Source organism: Rhodococcus sp. 2H158, from assembly GCF_053764755.1.
Genome location: NZ_JBSNCE010000018.1, coordinates 21,769 through 37,359 on the forward strand (window position 1 = coordinate 21,769; position 15,591 = coordinate 37,359).

Consider the following 15,591-nt stretch of genomic DNA (forward strand, 5'->3'; position numbering starts at 1 on the left):
TCCACCCCGGCGTGCTTCAACTGCCTACCTCCTGTCGGGTGCGCCGGCGCGCACCATGCTCCTGACCTGACGCGCCGCCACGGAGAGCGTCGCAAGGTCCAGATTTCCAGACAGGAAGATCTCCTCGAGCGCCGACCTCGCCCGCCCGAGCCGCGAGCCGTTGGTCAGCTCCCAGTCCTCGATCATCTCGCGGGTGCTCTCGCCGGGTTCGGCGGTGCCGAGCACGTCGAGGGTGAGCGTGCGCAGCGAACCGTACAGTTCGTCGCGCAGGGCGAGCCGGGCCAGCGAGTGCCACCGGTCGCCGCGCTCGAGGGCCGTGACCGCAGACAGCAGCCAGTCGATCCCCATGTGCGCGTCCATCGCGTAGTACAGCTCGGCGACCTCGGCCTCGTCGCGTTCGGCGATGTCGGCGATGTCGATGACGTCCAGCAGCGGGAACTGGTCGAGGAGGCGGAACACGTCCCACGTCAGCTCCTCCGGGGCGCCGCGCGCGAGCAGCGGCTCGGCGCGTTCCTTCAGGTCCTGTACGTGGTGGCCCTGCATCCACTCCTCCACGCGCGGCGCGAGACGCGCGAACATCGCGCGGTACCGGCTGATCTCGGCACCGACGGCCAGGGGTTGCGGCCGGTTCGACAGCAGCCACCGCGACGCCCGGTCGAGGACGCGGTGCGATTCGAGCAGCAGGTCGTCGGCGACGGCCGCGGTCGTGTCGGCCGAGCGGATGCGCGCCCACAGGCCGGGCAGGCCGAAGATCTCGGTGACGGCAGCGTAGGCGCGGATGGCGTCGGTGCTCGAGGCGCCGGCCTCCTCCGAGAGCCGGTAGACGTAGGTGATCCCGCCGTTGTCGACGGTCTCGTTGGCGAGGATCGTCGCGACGATCTGCCGGCGCAGCGGGTGGGACTTGATGCCGGTGCGGAAGGGGTCGCGCAGTTGCCGCGGGAAGTAGCCGGGCAGCCGGCCGGCGAAGGTGTCGCTGTCGGGCAGGTCGGTGTCGAGCAGGTCGTCGGCGAGGGCGAGCTTGACGTGGGCGAGCAGGGTGGACAGCTCCGGGGAGGTGAGTCCCTCCCCTTCGAGGCGGCGCCGCTCGATCTCGGCGTCGCCGGGCAGCGCCTCGAGGGAACGGTCGAGCCCGCGTTCGGCGACGAGGTCGGCGATCAGCCGCTGGTGCACCCCGAGCATCGTGGGCGCGCCGGTGCGGGAGTAGCCGAGCAGGTTGTTCTGGGACATGTTGTCCTTCAGAACGATTCGCCCGACCTCCTCGGTCATGGATTCGAGCAGCGGGTTGCGGTCGGTGGACGCGAGGGCGCCGGCGGTGACCATCGAGTCGAGCAGGATCTTGATGTTGACCTCGTGGTCGGAACAGTCGACACCGGCGGAGTTGTCGATTGCGTCGGTGTTGATCTTGCCGCCGGCTCGGGCGTACTCGATGCGGCCGCGCTGGGTGACGCCGAGGTTGCCGCCCTCCCCGACCACCCGGGCGCGGACGGTGGCGCCGTCGACGCGGACCGCGTCGTTGCCCTTGTCGCCGACGTCTGCGTCGGTTTCGGTGGCGGCCTTGATGTAGGTGCCGATCCCCCCGTTCCACAGCAGGTCCACCGGCGCGCGCAGGATGGCGCGGATCAGTTCGGGTGGCGAGAGCTCGGTGACGTCGTCGTCGAGGCCGAGCACGCTACGGGCCTGGGGGCTGAGCGGGACGGACTTGAGCGAGCGCTCCCACACCCCGCCACCGGTGCTGATCAGGTCCGCGTCGTAGTCGGCCCACGACGAGCGGGGCAGGTCGTACAGGCGGCGCCGCTCGGCGTACGAGGCGGCGGGCTCCGGGTGGGGGTCGAGGAAGATATGCCGGTGGTCGAACGCGGCCACCAACCGGATGTGGGTGCTCAGCAGCATGCCGTTGCCGAACACGTCGCCGCTCATGTCGCCGATGCCGGCGACCGTGAAGTCCTCGTTCTGCGTGTCGACGCCCAGTTCGCGGAAGTGCCGCTTGACGCTCTCCCACGCGCCGCGCGCGGTGATGCCCATCGCCTTGTGGTCGTAGCCGGCCGATCCGCCGGAGGCGAAGGCGTCGCCGAGCCAGAACCCGTACTCGCGGGCGACCTCGTTGGCCAGGTCGGAGAAGGTGGCGGTGCCCTTGTCCGCGGCGACCACGAGGTACGTGTCGTCCCCGTCGCGGCGGACCACCCGCGGTGGCGGCACGGCCACGCCGCGGGCGCGGTCGAGGTTGTCGGTGACGTCGAGCAGGCCCGCGATGAACCGCCGGTAGCAGGCCTCCCCCTGCGCGCGCACCGCCTGCCGGTCGGCGGCCGCGTCCCCGGTCGGCGCGACGGGGCGCTTGACCACGAAGCCCCCCTTGGCACCGACGGGGACGATGACGGCGTTCTTCACGGCCTGCGCCTTGGCGAGCCCGAGGATCTCGGTGCGGAAGTCCTCGCGCCGGTCCGACCAGCGCAGGCCGCCGCGGGCAACGGAGCCGAAGCGCATGTGCACACCCTCGACGTCGGGTGCGTAGACGAAAACCTCGAACTTCGGTCGCGGCTGGGGCAGTTCGTTGATGCGGGTCGGGTCGAGCTTGAACGACAGGACCCGGGCGGGCGCGGCGTCGGCGCGCGAGAGCGGGACGGCCCCGCCGTCGCCGGACACGAAGTAGTTGGTGCGCAACGTCGCCCGGATGAGGCCGAAGAGACCGCGCAGGATCCGGTCGGCGTCGAGGCTGACGACGGCGTCGATCCGGCCGACCAGTTCGGCGGCGGCGTCCTGCTCGCGGTCGGCGGACGCCTCGTCGGGGTCGAACATTGCCTCGAACAGTTCGGCGAGCAGCGCGCTGGTGTCCGGGTCGGCGAGCAGCACGCCTTCGATGTGGTACTGACTGTAGGGGAAACCGGCCTGCCGCAGGTACTTCGCGTAGGCGCGCAGCATCATGGCCTGCCGCCAGCCCAGCCCGGCCCGCAGGACCAGTTCGTTGAACCGGTCCGGCTCCGACAGCCCGTGCCACACGGCGGCGAACGCCGCGGTGACGCGGGTGGTCACCTTCGGGTCGGGTTCGACGTCGACGGGCAGGACCAGGCCGAAATCGTAGATCCAGCAGCTCATCCGGTCGGCGCGGATGATCTGGTACGGGCGCTCGTCGAGCACCTCGACGCCGAGGCTCTGCAGCACCGGCAGCACCTGGCTGAGGGTGATGCCCTCGCTGCCGATGTAGAGCGTGAAGCGCCACCGGCGCGGGTCGGCGCCGGGGGGCCGGTACAGCAGCAGGTCGATGCTGCCGTCGCGCAGTGCCTCGAGGCGGGCGATGTCGGCCAGCGCCCGGACGGCGTCGAAGTCCTCCTTGTAACCGTCGGGGAGCGCCTCCGCGTAGCGCTGCACCAGCACGGGATCGACGGTGTGGTCGGTGGCGGCCAGGTCGGCGAGGTGGTCGTCCCAGCTGCGACTGGCCTCGGTGAGCAGAGCCTGGATGCGCAGCCGATTCTCCTCGGAGGTGTCGATCCGCGGCAGGGCCTGTCCCGGCGGGGTCCGGATGGTCACGTGCAGCAGCGCCAGGTCGCCCTCCGTGACCCGGGCGGTGTAGTGGATGGAACCCCCGCCGTACTCGTGCATCAGGATCTGCTGCATCGCGACCCGGACCCGCGTGTTGTAGCGGTCGCGGGGCAGGTAGATCAGGCACGAGACGAAGCGGCCGTAGGGGTCGACCCGCAGGAACAGCCGCAGTTGCCGGCGCATCGCGACCACCGCGGTGACGGTCTCGTAGAGGGTGTCGGTGTCGGCGGAGAACAGTTCCACCCGGGGCAGCGCCTGCAGCACCTCGAGCATCGCCTGTCCGGTGAAGGACGACAGTTCCACGCCGGCGCGGGCCACCACCTCCCGGACCCGGCGCGCCAGCACGGGAATGTCGAGCACGTTCTCGTGCAGCGCGGTCACGGCCAGCACACCGAGGAACCGGTGCTCGCCGACGACGCGACCGTCGGGGCCGAGGACGGCGACGCCCACGAAGTACGGGTACACCGAGCGGTGCACCGTGGCAGGCAGGGACGCCTGGGTGAGCACCAGCAGCGGCCGGTCGGCGGCCTCGACGGTCGCCGACATGTCGATCACGTCGTCGGCGGCGAGGTCGGAGCGCAGCACCCCGAGACCGCTGCCGGGCACTGCGCGGGCGTGCCGTGTCCCGGAGGCGTCGGCGACGATGTCGTAGCGCCGGTAACCGAGGACGGTGTAGTTGCCACGCGCGAGCCAGCGCAGCAGCGCCGACGTCTCCCGCAGATCCTCCGCGGCGTGCCGCGGCGGCGGGTTCTCGGCGAGCGCGTCGAGTTCGACGGCGAGATCGCGTTCGCGGGCGAGCATCGCCGCGGTGTCGGCCCCGACCTGCCGCACATCGGCGAGCACACCGCCGATCTCGGTGCCGACGGTGTCGAGGGTGGCCTCGGAGGTGGCCGGGTGCAGCTGAACGTGAATCCACGACTCCGCGACGAATCCGTGCGGGGGCGTGGTGTCGGCCATCATCTCGAGCAGGCGGCCGTCCTCGTCGCGCCGGACGGACACGACGGGATGGACGAGTTCGCGGAGGGCGACGCCGAGCCGGGTCAGCAGCGCGATGACGGATTCGACGAGCAGCGGCATGTCGTCGGTGACGATCTGCAGGGCGGCGCCGACGCCCCACCGATCGCCGGGCCGGTAGACGCGGGTCAGGACGGCGTCGGTACTCCGCTCGCGGCCGAGGTCCAGGTGGGCGGACAGGGCCCGATCGGGGGCGTCGAGGGTGTCCGCGTAGCGGCGGTAGACGTCCTCGAGCGCGGCCGCCGAAAGCTCACCGCGCCGGTTCGACGAAACCCCCTGGGGTGTGGCGGACTCGGCCATGGTGCTCACTCCCTCATTCGCCGCCGGAAACCGGCAGCGCCGCGGACAGGCTCTGGTTCGAGCCTATCCGCGGCGCTGGGTGTGAGGGGGGAATCCCGGGCCGGGGCGGTCAGCCGACTGTGGCGGCGACGTATTCCTCGAGGACCGCCCGCTCCTCGGCGGACAGCGGCCGGGAGGACTCCGTGCGCGGGTCGAACCCGACGAGGACCGCGTCCCCGGAACCGCACACATTACCCTGCACGTCCGTGATCACGTGCCGCAGGGTGTACGAGCTGTTGCCCACGTGCAGGACCGAGATGGCGACGGTGATCGGGCCGGAGTCGTCCTTGAGCGGGCGCAGGAACTCCACGTCCATCTTCCGCACCACCACGGCGCCGCGCGCGAACGGGCCGCTCTGCAGGAACTTGATCCGGGCTTCCTGCATGTACTCCACGAACTTCGTGTTGTTGACGTGCCCGAGACGGTCGGAGTCGGCCCAGCGGACCTCCAGCGTGCAGGTGAAGGTCTTCTGCCCCGGCTCAGTCACGGGTGAGCTTCCGGTGGGTGACGCGGTGCGGACGCGCCGCCTCCGCCCCGAGCCGCTCGACCTTGTTGGCCTCGTACGACTCGAAGTTGCCCTCGAACCAGAACCACTTGCCCTCCTCGACGTTGCCTTCCCACGCGAGGATGTGGGTGCAGGTGCGGTCGAGGAACCAGCGGTCGTGGGAGATCACGACGGCACAGCCGGGGAAGTTCTGCAGCGCGTTCTCGAGCGAGCTCAGGGTTTCGACGTCGAGGTCGTTGGTCGGCTCGTCGAGCAGGATCAGGTTGCCGCCCTCCTTGAGGGTCAGTGCCAGGTTCAGGCGGTTGCGCTCACCACCGGAGAGCACCTCGGCCTTCTTCTGCTGGTCCGGTCCCTTGAACCCGAAGGCGCTGACATACGCGCGCGAGGGCATCTCGTTCTGGCCGACCTCGATGTAGTCGAGTCCGTCCGAAACCACCTCCCACACCGTCTTGTTGGGGTCGATGTTCGCGCGGGACTGGTCGACGTAGCTCAGCTTGACGGTGTCGCCGACCTTCACGGTGCCCGAGTCGGGCTTCTCGAGGCCGACGATGGTCTTGAACAGGGTGGTCTTGCCGACGCCGTTGGGACCGATCACGCCGACGATGCCGTTGCGCGGCAGCGTGAACGACAGGTCCTTGATCAGCACGCGGCCTTCGAACCCCTTGTCGAGGTGGTCGACCTCGACCACGACGTCGCCCAGGCGCGGCGGTGTCGGGATCTGGATCTCCTCGAAGTCCAGCTTGCGGAACTTTTCGGCCTCGGCGGCCATCTCCTCGTAGCGGGCCAGACGGGCCTTGCTCTTGGTCTGGCGCGCCTTGGCGCCGGACCGGACCCACTCGAGCTCCTCCCGGAGGCGCTTCTGCAGCTTCTGGTCCTTCTTGCCCTGCACCTCGAGGCGCTCGGCCTTCTTCTCCAGGTAGGTGGAGTAGTTGCCCTCGTACGGGTGCAACTTGCCGCGGTCGACCTCGCAGATCCACTGCGCGACGTGGTCGAGGAAGTACCGGTCGTGGGTGACGGCGAGGACGGCGCCCGGGTAGCTCGCGAGGAACTGCTCGAGCCACAGCACCGACTCGGCGTCGAGGTGGTTGGTGGGCTCGTCGAGCAGCAACAGGTCGGGCTTGCTCAGCAGCAGCTTGCACAGGGCGACGCGGCGGCGCTCACCGCCGGAGAGGTGGGTGACCGGCTCGTCCGGCGGCGGGCAGCGCAGGGCATCCATGGCCTGCTCGAGCTGCGAGTCGATGTCCCAGGCGTTGGCGTGGTCGAGATCCTCCTGGAGCTTGCCCATCTCCTCCATCAGCTCGTCGGAGTAGTCGGTCGCCATCAGCTCGGCGATCTCGTTGAACCGGTCGAGCTTGACCTTGATCTCGCCGAGACCCTCCTCCACGTTGCCGCGGACGGTCTTCTCCTCGTTGAGCGGCGGTTCCTGCAGCAGGATGCCGACGGAGGCTTCCGGGTCGAGGAAGGCCTCGCCGTTGCTGGGCTGGTCCAACCCGGCCATGATCTTGAGGATGGACGACTTGCCCGCGCCGTTCGGTCCGACCACACCGATCTTGGCACCCGGGTAGAAGCTCATGGTGACGTCGTCGAGAATGACCTTGTCACCGTGCGCCTTGCGCACCTTCTTCATCGTGTAAATGAACTCCGCCATAGGTCCAGCGTATCGGGCGGACCCGCAGAACCCACATCCCGGACGACCGGGCCCGCCCGGCGGGACCCGGGAGCGGGCCGGCTACGACCCGAACAGCCGCGCCACAAATGGGGTGGTGTCGGGCAGGGACCGGGTCATGGTCGTGTTGTGCCCGGCCACGTACACCCGGTAGTCGGCGTCGGCGCCCCCCGCCCGCAGGTCGGCTGCGAGCTTGGCCGACAGCGGCGCCGGAACCATCGTGTCGTGGATGCCCTGGGCGAGGAACATCGGCCGGTCGTACCCGCTCGCCGGGACGCCGAGGTAGTCGGCGAACACGGCGGGGAACCGGCCCGCGGACAGCGGCAGCGCCGCCAGCTCGCCCACCCGGACCCCGTCGGCGAGCGCGTTCAGCTCGTTGTAGCAGAGCTGCTCGGCCGCGTCGACGAACTTCCGCCCGGTCGGGGTCAGGTAGCTGTTCACGTCCAGGTCGGGCTGGGCGGCGCGGAGTCCGGCGAAGATGTACGAGCTGAAGGCGACCAGACCTTCGAAGCCCGGATCCGGGAATCCGGGTCCGCCCATGGGAAACAGTTGCTCGAGGTTGGACGGCGCCCCGGTGGTGACCGTGCCGCGGAAGTCGAGTTCCGGGGCCCGCGACGAGGCCCGGTGCGCGGTGTGCAGCGCCGCGTGCCCGCCCTGGGACTGACCGACGACGACCCACCGCGGCGACAGCGACGGCTCGGCGGCACGGCCCGCGCGCACGATGTCGACGACGCTGTTGGCGGCGCTCTGGCCGTCGAGGTAGGTGTGGACGCCGTCGGTGCCCAGGCCCGGGAAGTCGGCCGCCACGACGGCGTAGCCCTGGGCGAGCCAGTGTTCGAGGTACGGGCGCTCGACGTCGGCGCGCGGATTCCGCGACGGCGCGCAGTCGTCGCCGATACCCACGGTGCCGTGGGCGTAGGAGATCACCGGCCGGCCGCCCTCCGGGGCCGGACCCGGAGGCAGGAACAGCACCCCGGTGCCCACGGTCGGCGCGCCGGAGCGCCACTCGGTGCGGTAGGTGAGCCTTTCGGCGACCGCGGCACCCGGCACCGACAGCTCGGCCGGCAGCGGCTCGACCGACACGATCGCGCCCGGCGCGGGGTCGGCGGCCGCGACGGACGGGGCGAGCACGCCCGCCAGCACCGCGCCGACCGCACCCAACGCCCGCCGCCACCGTCTGTTCCGGCCCATGAAGTACTCCGCTCGTCCGAGGGGCGTGCCGATCGTCGGCATGCGCCACCTCGCACGTCGGTCGCCGGCCGTCCCGCGTTACCGGACGAATCGGGCGGCCACGAACGGTGTCGTGTCCGGGAGCGCGTCGAAGAGGGTGGCGAAGTGGTCGTCCGGATAGGTGCGGTAGTCGACGTCGGCGCCACCGGCCCACAGGTCGGCGACGAGCTTGAACGACAGCGGCGCGGGAACCATCCGGTCCCGCAATCCCTGGCCGACGAACAGCGGCCGGTCGTAACCGCGGGTCGGGACACCGAGGTAGTCGGCGAGCGCGGCCCGCATCCGGTCGTCACCCAGCGTCCGTGACAGCAACTGCCCCACATCCACGTCGGCGGCGCGGTCCTCGAGATCCCCGTAGCAGAGGTGCTCGGCGGCGTCGACGAGATCGCGTCCGACGGGCGTGAGGTAGCTGTTCACGTCGAGATCGGGGCGTGCCGCCCGCAGCCCGGCCATGATGTAGGCGCTGAAGGAGGCGAGCCCGTCGAGGTCGAGGTCGGGGAAGCCGGGCACCCCGAATGGGAACAGCAGCTCGAGGTTGGACGGCGCACCGGTGGCGACCGCGCCGCGGAAGTCGAGCTCCGGCGCGCGCGCCGTGGCCCGGTGCGCGGCGTGCAGCGCCGCGTGCCCGCCCTGCGACTGGCCGACGACCACCCACCGCTGCGACAGCGAGGGTTCGACAGCCCGGGCGGCGCGGACGACGTCGACGATGCTGTTCGCGGCGGTGGGTCCGTCGAGATACGTGTGCAGGCCCTCGGTACCGAGGCCGGGATAGTCGGCGGCCACCACCGCGTAGCCCTGCGACAGCCAGTGCGCGAGATACCGCCGCTCCCGGTCGATGCGCCGGTTGCGCGACGGCGCACAGTCGTCGCCGATGCCGACGGTGCCGTGCGCCCACGACACGACCGGCCAGCCGCCGTCGGGTGCTTCGCCCGGCGGCAGGAACAGCACCCCGGTGTCGACGGCGGTGGCGCCGGACCGCCACTGGGTCCGGTAGGTGAGCCGCTCGGCGACCGCGGCACCGGGCACGGAGAGCTCGGCCGGCAACGGTTCCACCGACATCACCGCGCCGGGCGCGGGTTCGGCGACCGCGACGGCCGGGCACAGCCCGGCCGGGAACAACGCGGTCAACGAGGCGCAGGCCGCCCCCAGCGCCCGGCGCATCCCTGTCCCACGACGGACTCGCCTCGTCCACGGATCTCCTCGGGTCTTTCCGCGTCGAGGACGCGCGGTCGGGGACGGCGTGCCGGCCGCTGCGACGGTGCGATTCGGCACCTGGCGCGTCCGGCTCGGGTCAGCCCGCACGCTCGATCCGGGTCTTCAGATGGGCCAGCATCTGCTGCATGCTGCTCTCGGTCCATTTCGGGAGATGATCCCCGAGGGAGACGTCGGCGACGAGGACGGCGACGTGCGAGGTCCCTACCAGCTTCACCTCGGTGCCGCCGTCCGCGGGCGCGAACGTGAACGTCCACAGGAACTCGATGCCCGCCCCGGGCGTCGACCGGACGACGATGCGTTCGTCGGGGACGACCTCGACGTACTCGACGTGACCCTCGAAATGCAGGCCCCGGAGTCCTGCGAACCACTGGGCGCTCGACCCGACACCGTCCGGGGTCGACCGGACCTCCCGGACCGCCATGTTCGGATGAGCGGACCACAGCTTCCCGATGTCGCGCGCGAACCCGAACACCTTCTCGACGGGGGCATCGATCGTGATGCTCTGCGCCGCATGCGAGCTCGGCGGCGCCGCCTGCGCCCGGGCATCTTCCACCCGTGCCTTCACGGTGGCGAGCATCCGCTCGATGTCACCCCCGCTCAGCTTGAACATCAACTCCTCGACGGGCACCCCGACGACCGGCACGTCGAGCGTCCATTCACAGGTCAGGGTCAGGCTCGTCGCGCCGTCCTGCGGCGCGAACGTGAAGGTCCAGACCGGGCCCATGCTGGATCGGGCCACGATGCGCTCGCCGGGGACGACCTCGGTGTACTCCACGCGCCCTTTCAGGTGCAGGCCCAGCAGCTTCTCGAACCACTCGGCACTCGTCCCGACCCCCTCCGGGGTGAGTTCGACCTCCCTCACCGCGCAGTCGGGAAAGCAGACCCACAACTTCCCGACGTCCTTCGCGAACTCGAACACCTCCGCCACGGGCGCCTCGATCGTGGTGGTGCGGCTCATCTTCGCCATCGGTCCGATCCCTTCCGTCCTACTCTCGCCGATCTACCGCCGCTGGATCACACGTTTCGCACGCTACGCTCCGCCGGCCACCCGGAACGTGGGATCGGTCGGTCAAGGTTCTCGAGGTCACCGCTCCGCGGGCCCAGGCTGCCGACGGCGCGGCTGTGCTGGTTGACGATCGTCGACGTGGACTTCGGCCGATGGACCGGTTCAGGCGACGGGGATCGGGGGTGCCCAGCGAGCGCGGCGCACCGCGTCACGCCGGTCGGGGTCGGCAACGAGGGTCGGCACCAACAAGCCCCACAGCTCGTCGATCCGCCGAGGCAGGTCGGGGCGGTCGGTGAGCAGCCCGGACAGCTGTTGGATGCCGGTGAACGCCCCGATCACGAACCGGGCCACCGCATCCAGATCCAGGCCCGGGCGCAGATCGCCGTCGTCGGCGGCGCGGTCGACCAGCACCCGGCAGGCGGTGATCCAGTCCTGATACGGGTGGATGGGGGTGCGATCGGCGAGTTCGGTGGACAGGCGCAGCCCGGCCCGCACGAGCGCGCTCTCCTGTAGCAGGTCGGCCAGGGCATGGCTGAGCATGACGATCTGCTCGAGCGGCGGGGTGTCGGTGGCGGTGACGCGCTGGACGAGAACGATCGAGCGGCGGTGCTGTTCGTCGATGATCGCCGCGACCAGGTCGTCCTTGGAGCGGAAGTGGTAGTACAGCGCGCCCTTGTTCGAGCCGGCCGCGGCGACGATCTCGCCTGTGCTGACCCCGTGATACCCGGCGGCGGCGAACAACTCGGCCGCGACGGTGACGAAGTGGAACCGGGTGACCCGGCCTCGGCGCTGTGTGGCCACCCCATCCCTCCTTGCCCGTACTCGCCCGCGGGGCCGTTCCCTACCGGCCCCGGCATCGATATCCCCCGGGTTCGATCGCCGGACAGCCTACGGGCACCGGGACAGCGCCCCCTTTCCTGCCCCGAGAGCCGGCACCGGGATCCTAAATCGGGCGGGTCCGTCCGCCCCTCCGCGTGGACGGATGGGTGGGTGTCGGTGCCGTCGGGCATTCTCTGGGGTCGTGGACTCGCGTCGGTACCGGTTCCTCGGCCACTATCCCTTCGCCGAACTGGGCCTGCTGGGTTGGCGGCTGGCACAGTTGGGCCGGTCACGCGCTGCGGACTTCGTGCGGACCGCACTGGTCGTCGACGGGCACGAACGGGCACTGGGGGCGTCGATGTCGACCGCTGCGGGCGGATGCGCGATCACGCCACCGACACCGTCGGCGAGGTGAGCCCGGTCGCGGATACCGCCCGCGCCGCGGTGCTGCCGGCCGCCGGCGCCCCCAGCGTTGACCCGGCGCACCTGGCTCGTATCGACGACGTCACCCGGTTCGAACTGTCACCCCTGCCCGCCGGCCGGCCAGCGGGCAGGGGCTGTTCGACCGGGGGTTATTCGAGGTAGGCGCCGGTGGCCGGGGTCCACACGATCGCCCCGCCGGTGAAGGTCTGCCGCAGCCCGTCGGTCCCGTACGGCTGCTGCGCCGACGTCGGCAACCCCAGCGGCCCGGCCGGCCCACCCAGTGAGGTGTACAGGTCGTTGATGTCGTCGCCCACCGGGTACGGCGACGGCCAGTACGACTGGCAGCCCGCCACCACCGGCGCCGGCTGCGCCCCGGCCGCCGCGGGGCAGGGCAGAGCCAATGCAGTCTTCCGATCGCATCCAGAGTTGACGCATGAGCCTGCCAGCAGTCGCCCCGTGTTCCCTCTGCCGCACCCGACCCTCAGGCCCGTGCAACAGCAGTATCCGAGTACTGCGATCCGAGCTTCGGAGGCTGCTGGCGCCAATATGACGATTTCAGAGCGGACTACGAAGTCGATGTAATATTCGGCGCCGACGATCAGATTATCGGCCAGGGCACCGGATATGTCGAATGGCAACTTGCCGGACCGTATACGAGTATCCGCAACGCGTATCTTACGTCTCACGACGCCGTGCTTTCGCGCGTGGTCTTCAGCGGAGCGCTGCAAAATGGTGCAGTCGGTGTCGAAAATGGCGGATCCTTGATTCACAAGACGCAACCGCAGTTTGTCAACGGTCCGCACATAGTCGGCAATACGGTACACCCCATCGATCTGTCACAGTTCACTTTGGAAGACCGGAAAATGGACGACCACAACTACGCGTTCCAGATCTCCGCGGAGTTCTCGGAGTGGCCCGGGTACTGGTACTTCTGGGTGCGGAGCCCGGTCGCGCACTACGACGAAGACGACCCGGACGACATCTATCGTTTCCAAGGCGCCGAGCAGCTGCCTGGAAACCCCGTCGGTGCAGGCTGGAACTGGTGAACTGCGCCCGTCTCGCTACGTCCGGGTCCCGTGCCTTCTCATAAGGGGCCCGGACATAGCCCTGTCTTGACAGGATGTGCACATGAACGTTGAACGCTTGGTCTTGGAAAGATCGGGAGTGATCATCCAGGTTCGAGAGGATGGCCTTTCCTGCGTTGCCAGAGCAGAAGATCTCCCCGGTTTGGAGTCACGTCCCGCCGAAGTCGGCTCGATGTGGCGTCCTCCACTACCCCCTGAAACGACATCCGGTATTGAAGAACACACGCCAGGGGATGTCCCAGGACCATCGTGGTGGGTGATCTATGGAAACGCTGACCCCGAGGTGACGGTAGAAGTAACTCTCGAAGATGGTACATTACTGGGAGTTCACCGTATCGGAAACGTGTGGGCTTGTGAATGGGTGAGTCGTCCTCAGAAGGCCTTCGTCTACCGATCAGATCGGCCACGCAACCATCAACCGGACAAAATTGAATCTATTCGCCCTCGTTTCCTCCCTCCAGCTCCCCATCCTGAGAATGATCGATAGCTGTCGCCTGCGGGAGCAGGTTCTTCGGCGGCCTCCTCAATCCTGTAACTCAAACTTCACCATAATCACCCAGAAGGCGAAGTCAGTTTATCCCGTCCCTGACACCTCGGCTCCTTGCGGGTTCTCGGAAACGAGTTGCGGAAAGTTGGAACTAGGAATCTGAGCGCGGCGCCGGCGCTGTATCAATCTCTGAATTTCACAAGAAATAGATTTTCCGGTATAGGATTGCAAGGTCGGAACCAGGTGTCTTGAAGACGACGGTTCAACGATCTTCCTTGCGCTTCAACGCTTGCGGCGGCCCAATCCCCACCCGGACCACCCAGCGATAAGACCGGCGAGCACTCCAAGCACCGCGGGAACAACGACGAGGGCGACATACAGCCACGGCCCGGCCTCAGGTGTCTCAAGAGGCCACGAGGTGTACCTCGAAGACATCGGCACATCCGGCAAAGGCTCGTACGCACCGTCGTAGACGATGTCGATCTTGGGTTGGGAGGACCACCACCACAGGTGGATTCCGGCGGCGGCCAACCCGCACCCCAAGCCCACCACACCGAGAATCACAGTCGTTCGGATCGCTGACGCCGTTCCTTCGCTGTCGGTCACGCATTCCAGTCAATCAGCTCTTGGAGCAGTCCTGTTTGACGATCCGCATACAGCACACCGGCACCCCACTCAGCATCCGATCGCGTCCTGGACAGTCCGGTCGCGAACCGTCCTGGTTGGCCGTCCTGCACGTCAGTCTCGTACAGCTGACGTGAACAGCACTTTCGTCGCCTTCTGGACTGAGTCCTGATCGGCTACGCCCGACGCTGGACCTCAGGGCGCAGCGCACAGCCCTCGATCGTCTCGGCGCCGCCGACGACCGGATCTACACCGACAAGGGCTGCACCGGACACGATCGCCATCGGCCCGGACTGTGCGAAGCCCTCGCCGCCTGCCGAGAAGGCGACACCCTCATCCATCGTCGCCGGACTCGGCTGACTGGGCCGATCCGCCGTCGACCACAGTCTTCGCGCCGGCCTCGTGCAGGTCGAACATCGTGCGGCGCCGCGCCCGCGGGTTCCGACGCCTCGACCCGCACCAGCCTCGACAATCACCGGGCCTCGCACCGAGCAGCCGGCTCTACCCGCCGAACAGGGTCGCCGCGAACGGCGTGGTGGCCGGCAGTGCGTCGAACATGGTCTCGGAATGCCCGTCGGGGTAGGTGCGGTAGTCGACGTTCGTGCCCCCGGACCACAGGTCGGCGACGAGCTTGAACGACAGCGGCGCCGGCACGACCTGATCGCGCAAGCCCTGGCCGAGGAACAGCGGTCGGTCGTACCCACGGGTGGGGACTCCCATGTAGTCGGCGAGGGCCGCGCGCATGCGGTCGTCGCCGAGCGGGCGGGCCAGGATCTCGCCCACTCCGATGCCGTCGACGCGGTCGCTGAGTTCGGCGTAGCAGAGCCGCTCCGCGTCGTCGACGACGTCCCGCCCGACCGGGGTGAGGTAGCTGTTCACGTCCACGTCGGGCCGCGTGACTCGCAGACCGGCCAGGACGTAGGACAGGAACACGGTGGTGCCGTCGAGGCCCAGATCCGGGAATCCGGGACCGCCGAACGGGAACAGCGTCTCGAGGTTCGACGGCGCGCCGGTGGCGATCATGCCGCGGAAGTCGAGTTCGGGGGCCCGCGACGTCGCCAGGAGCGCGGTGTGCAGGGCCGCGTGGCCGCCCTGCGACTGGCCGATCACGATCCACCGGTTCGACAGCGACGGCTCGACGGCGCGGGCGGCCCGGACGACGTCGACGACGCTGTTCGCGGCACTCGGCCCGTCGAGGTAGGTGTGGAGCCCGTCGCTGCCCAGGCCGGGATAGTCGGAGGCGACCACGGCGTAGCCCCGGGACAGCCAGTGTCCGAGGTATGCCCGGTCGCGGTCGGTGCGCGGGTTACGCGAGGGGGCGCAGTCGTCGCCGACGCCCACGGTGCCGTGGGCCCACGACACGACCGGCCAGCCACCGTCGGGCGCCTGCCCCGGGGGCAGGTACAGGACACCCGAGGCAGTCGTCGCGGCACCCGACCGCCACTGGGTGCGGAAGGTCAGTCGCTCGGCCGTGGCCGCCCCCGACACCGACAGCCCGCCGGGCAGTGACTCGACCGCGACCACCGTGCCGGGCCCGGGTTGCGCGCCGGCCGTCGCGGGCACGACCAGCCCGGCCGCCACGGCTCCGATGCACGCGAGCGCCCGCAGCCGCCACCCCGTACCCCTCACGGCGTTCCTCCCGTC

General features: G+C 69.5%; 11 protein-coding genes and 1 pseudogene. 3 read left to right on the top strand and 9 right to left on the bottom strand.

The features are described 5' to 3' along the window. Positions 1–24: 24 nt before the first annotated feature. The 7 genes from ACWPOB_RS18295 to ACWPOB_RS18325 form a co-directional block, all read right to left on the bottom strand. Positions 25–4,848 carry an NAD-glutamate dehydrogenase gene (locus tag ACWPOB_RS18295; RefSeq protein ID WP_455401702.1) on the bottom strand — a complete coding sequence of 1,608 codons (4,824 nt, stop codon included), beginning with the start codon at positions 4,846–4,848 and terminating at the stop codon, positions 25–27. Between the two features lie 109 nt (positions 4,849–4,957). Continuing rightward, positions 4,958–5,374: an acyl-CoA thioesterase gene (locus ACWPOB_RS18300; protein ID WP_455401703.1), complete on the bottom strand. Its 417-nt coding sequence runs from the start codon at positions 5,372–5,374 to the stop codon at positions 4,958–4,960. Next, positions 5,367–7,040, bottom strand: coding sequence for an energy-dependent translational throttle protein EttA (ettA, locus tag ACWPOB_RS18305; protein ID WP_455401704.1), 1,674 nt, complete (start codon positions 7,038–7,040; stop codon positions 5,367–5,369). Before ettA ends, ACWPOB_RS18300 begins: the two co-directional genes overlap by 8 nt. A gap of 81 nt (positions 7,041–7,121) precedes the next feature. Continuing rightward, positions 7,122–8,249: an alpha/beta hydrolase gene (locus ACWPOB_RS18310; RefSeq protein WP_455401752.1), complete on the bottom strand. Its 1,128-nt coding sequence runs from the start codon at positions 8,247–8,249 to the stop codon at positions 7,122–7,124. 78 nt (positions 8,250–8,327) lie between these two features. Next, entirely contained in the window at positions 8,328–9,449 is a 1,122-nt protein-coding gene (locus tag ACWPOB_RS18315) for a lipase family protein (RefSeq protein WP_455401705.1), read from the bottom strand. 130 nt (positions 9,450–9,579) lie between these two features. Next, positions 9,580–10,470, bottom strand: coding sequence for an SRPBCC family protein (locus ACWPOB_RS18320; RefSeq protein WP_455401706.1), 891 nt, complete (start codon positions 10,468–10,470; stop codon positions 9,580–9,582). Positions 10,471–10,671: 201 nt separating this feature from the next. After that, positions 10,672–11,310 carry a ScbR family autoregulator-binding transcription factor gene (locus ACWPOB_RS18325; protein ID WP_455401707.1) on the bottom strand — a complete coding sequence of 213 codons (639 nt, stop codon included), beginning with the start codon at positions 11,308–11,310 and terminating at the stop codon, positions 10,672–10,674. 220 nt (positions 11,311–11,530) lie between these two features. On the opposite strand from ACWPOB_RS18325, the gene ACWPOB_RS18330 reads away from it, so the two are divergent. Next, positions 11,531–11,743 (top strand): hypothetical protein, encoded by a 213-nt coding sequence (locus ACWPOB_RS18330; protein WP_455401708.1) that lies wholly within the window; start codon positions 11,531–11,533, stop codon positions 11,741–11,743. A 157-nt stretch (positions 11,744–11,900) separates the two neighbouring features. On the opposite strand, the gene ACWPOB_RS18335 is transcribed toward ACWPOB_RS18330, so the two are convergent. Further along, positions 11,901–12,152: an LGFP repeat-containing protein gene (locus ACWPOB_RS18335; RefSeq protein WP_455401709.1), complete on the bottom strand. Its 252-nt coding sequence runs from the start codon at positions 12,150–12,152 to the stop codon at positions 11,901–11,903. 462 nt (positions 12,153–12,614) lie between these two features. Between ACWPOB_RS18335 and ACWPOB_RS18340 the strand changes: the two genes are divergently transcribed. Continuing rightward, positions 12,615–12,797, top strand: a complete 183-nt coding sequence (locus ACWPOB_RS18340; RefSeq protein ID WP_044475834.1) for a hypothetical protein — start codon at positions 12,615–12,617, stop codon at positions 12,795–12,797. A gap of 1,338 nt (positions 12,798–14,135) precedes the next feature. Then, positions 14,136–14,297 (top strand): annotated as a pseudogene (locus ACWPOB_RS18345) (recombinase family protein); the annotation flags it as partial. A 151-nt stretch (positions 14,298–14,448) separates the two neighbouring features. Here ACWPOB_RS18345 and ACWPOB_RS18350 read toward each other — a convergent pair. After that, positions 14,449–15,576, bottom strand: a complete 1,128-nt coding sequence (locus tag ACWPOB_RS18350) for an alpha/beta hydrolase family protein (protein ID WP_455401710.1) — start codon at positions 15,574–15,576, stop codon at positions 14,449–14,451. Positions 15,577–15,591: the final 15 nt, after the last annotated feature.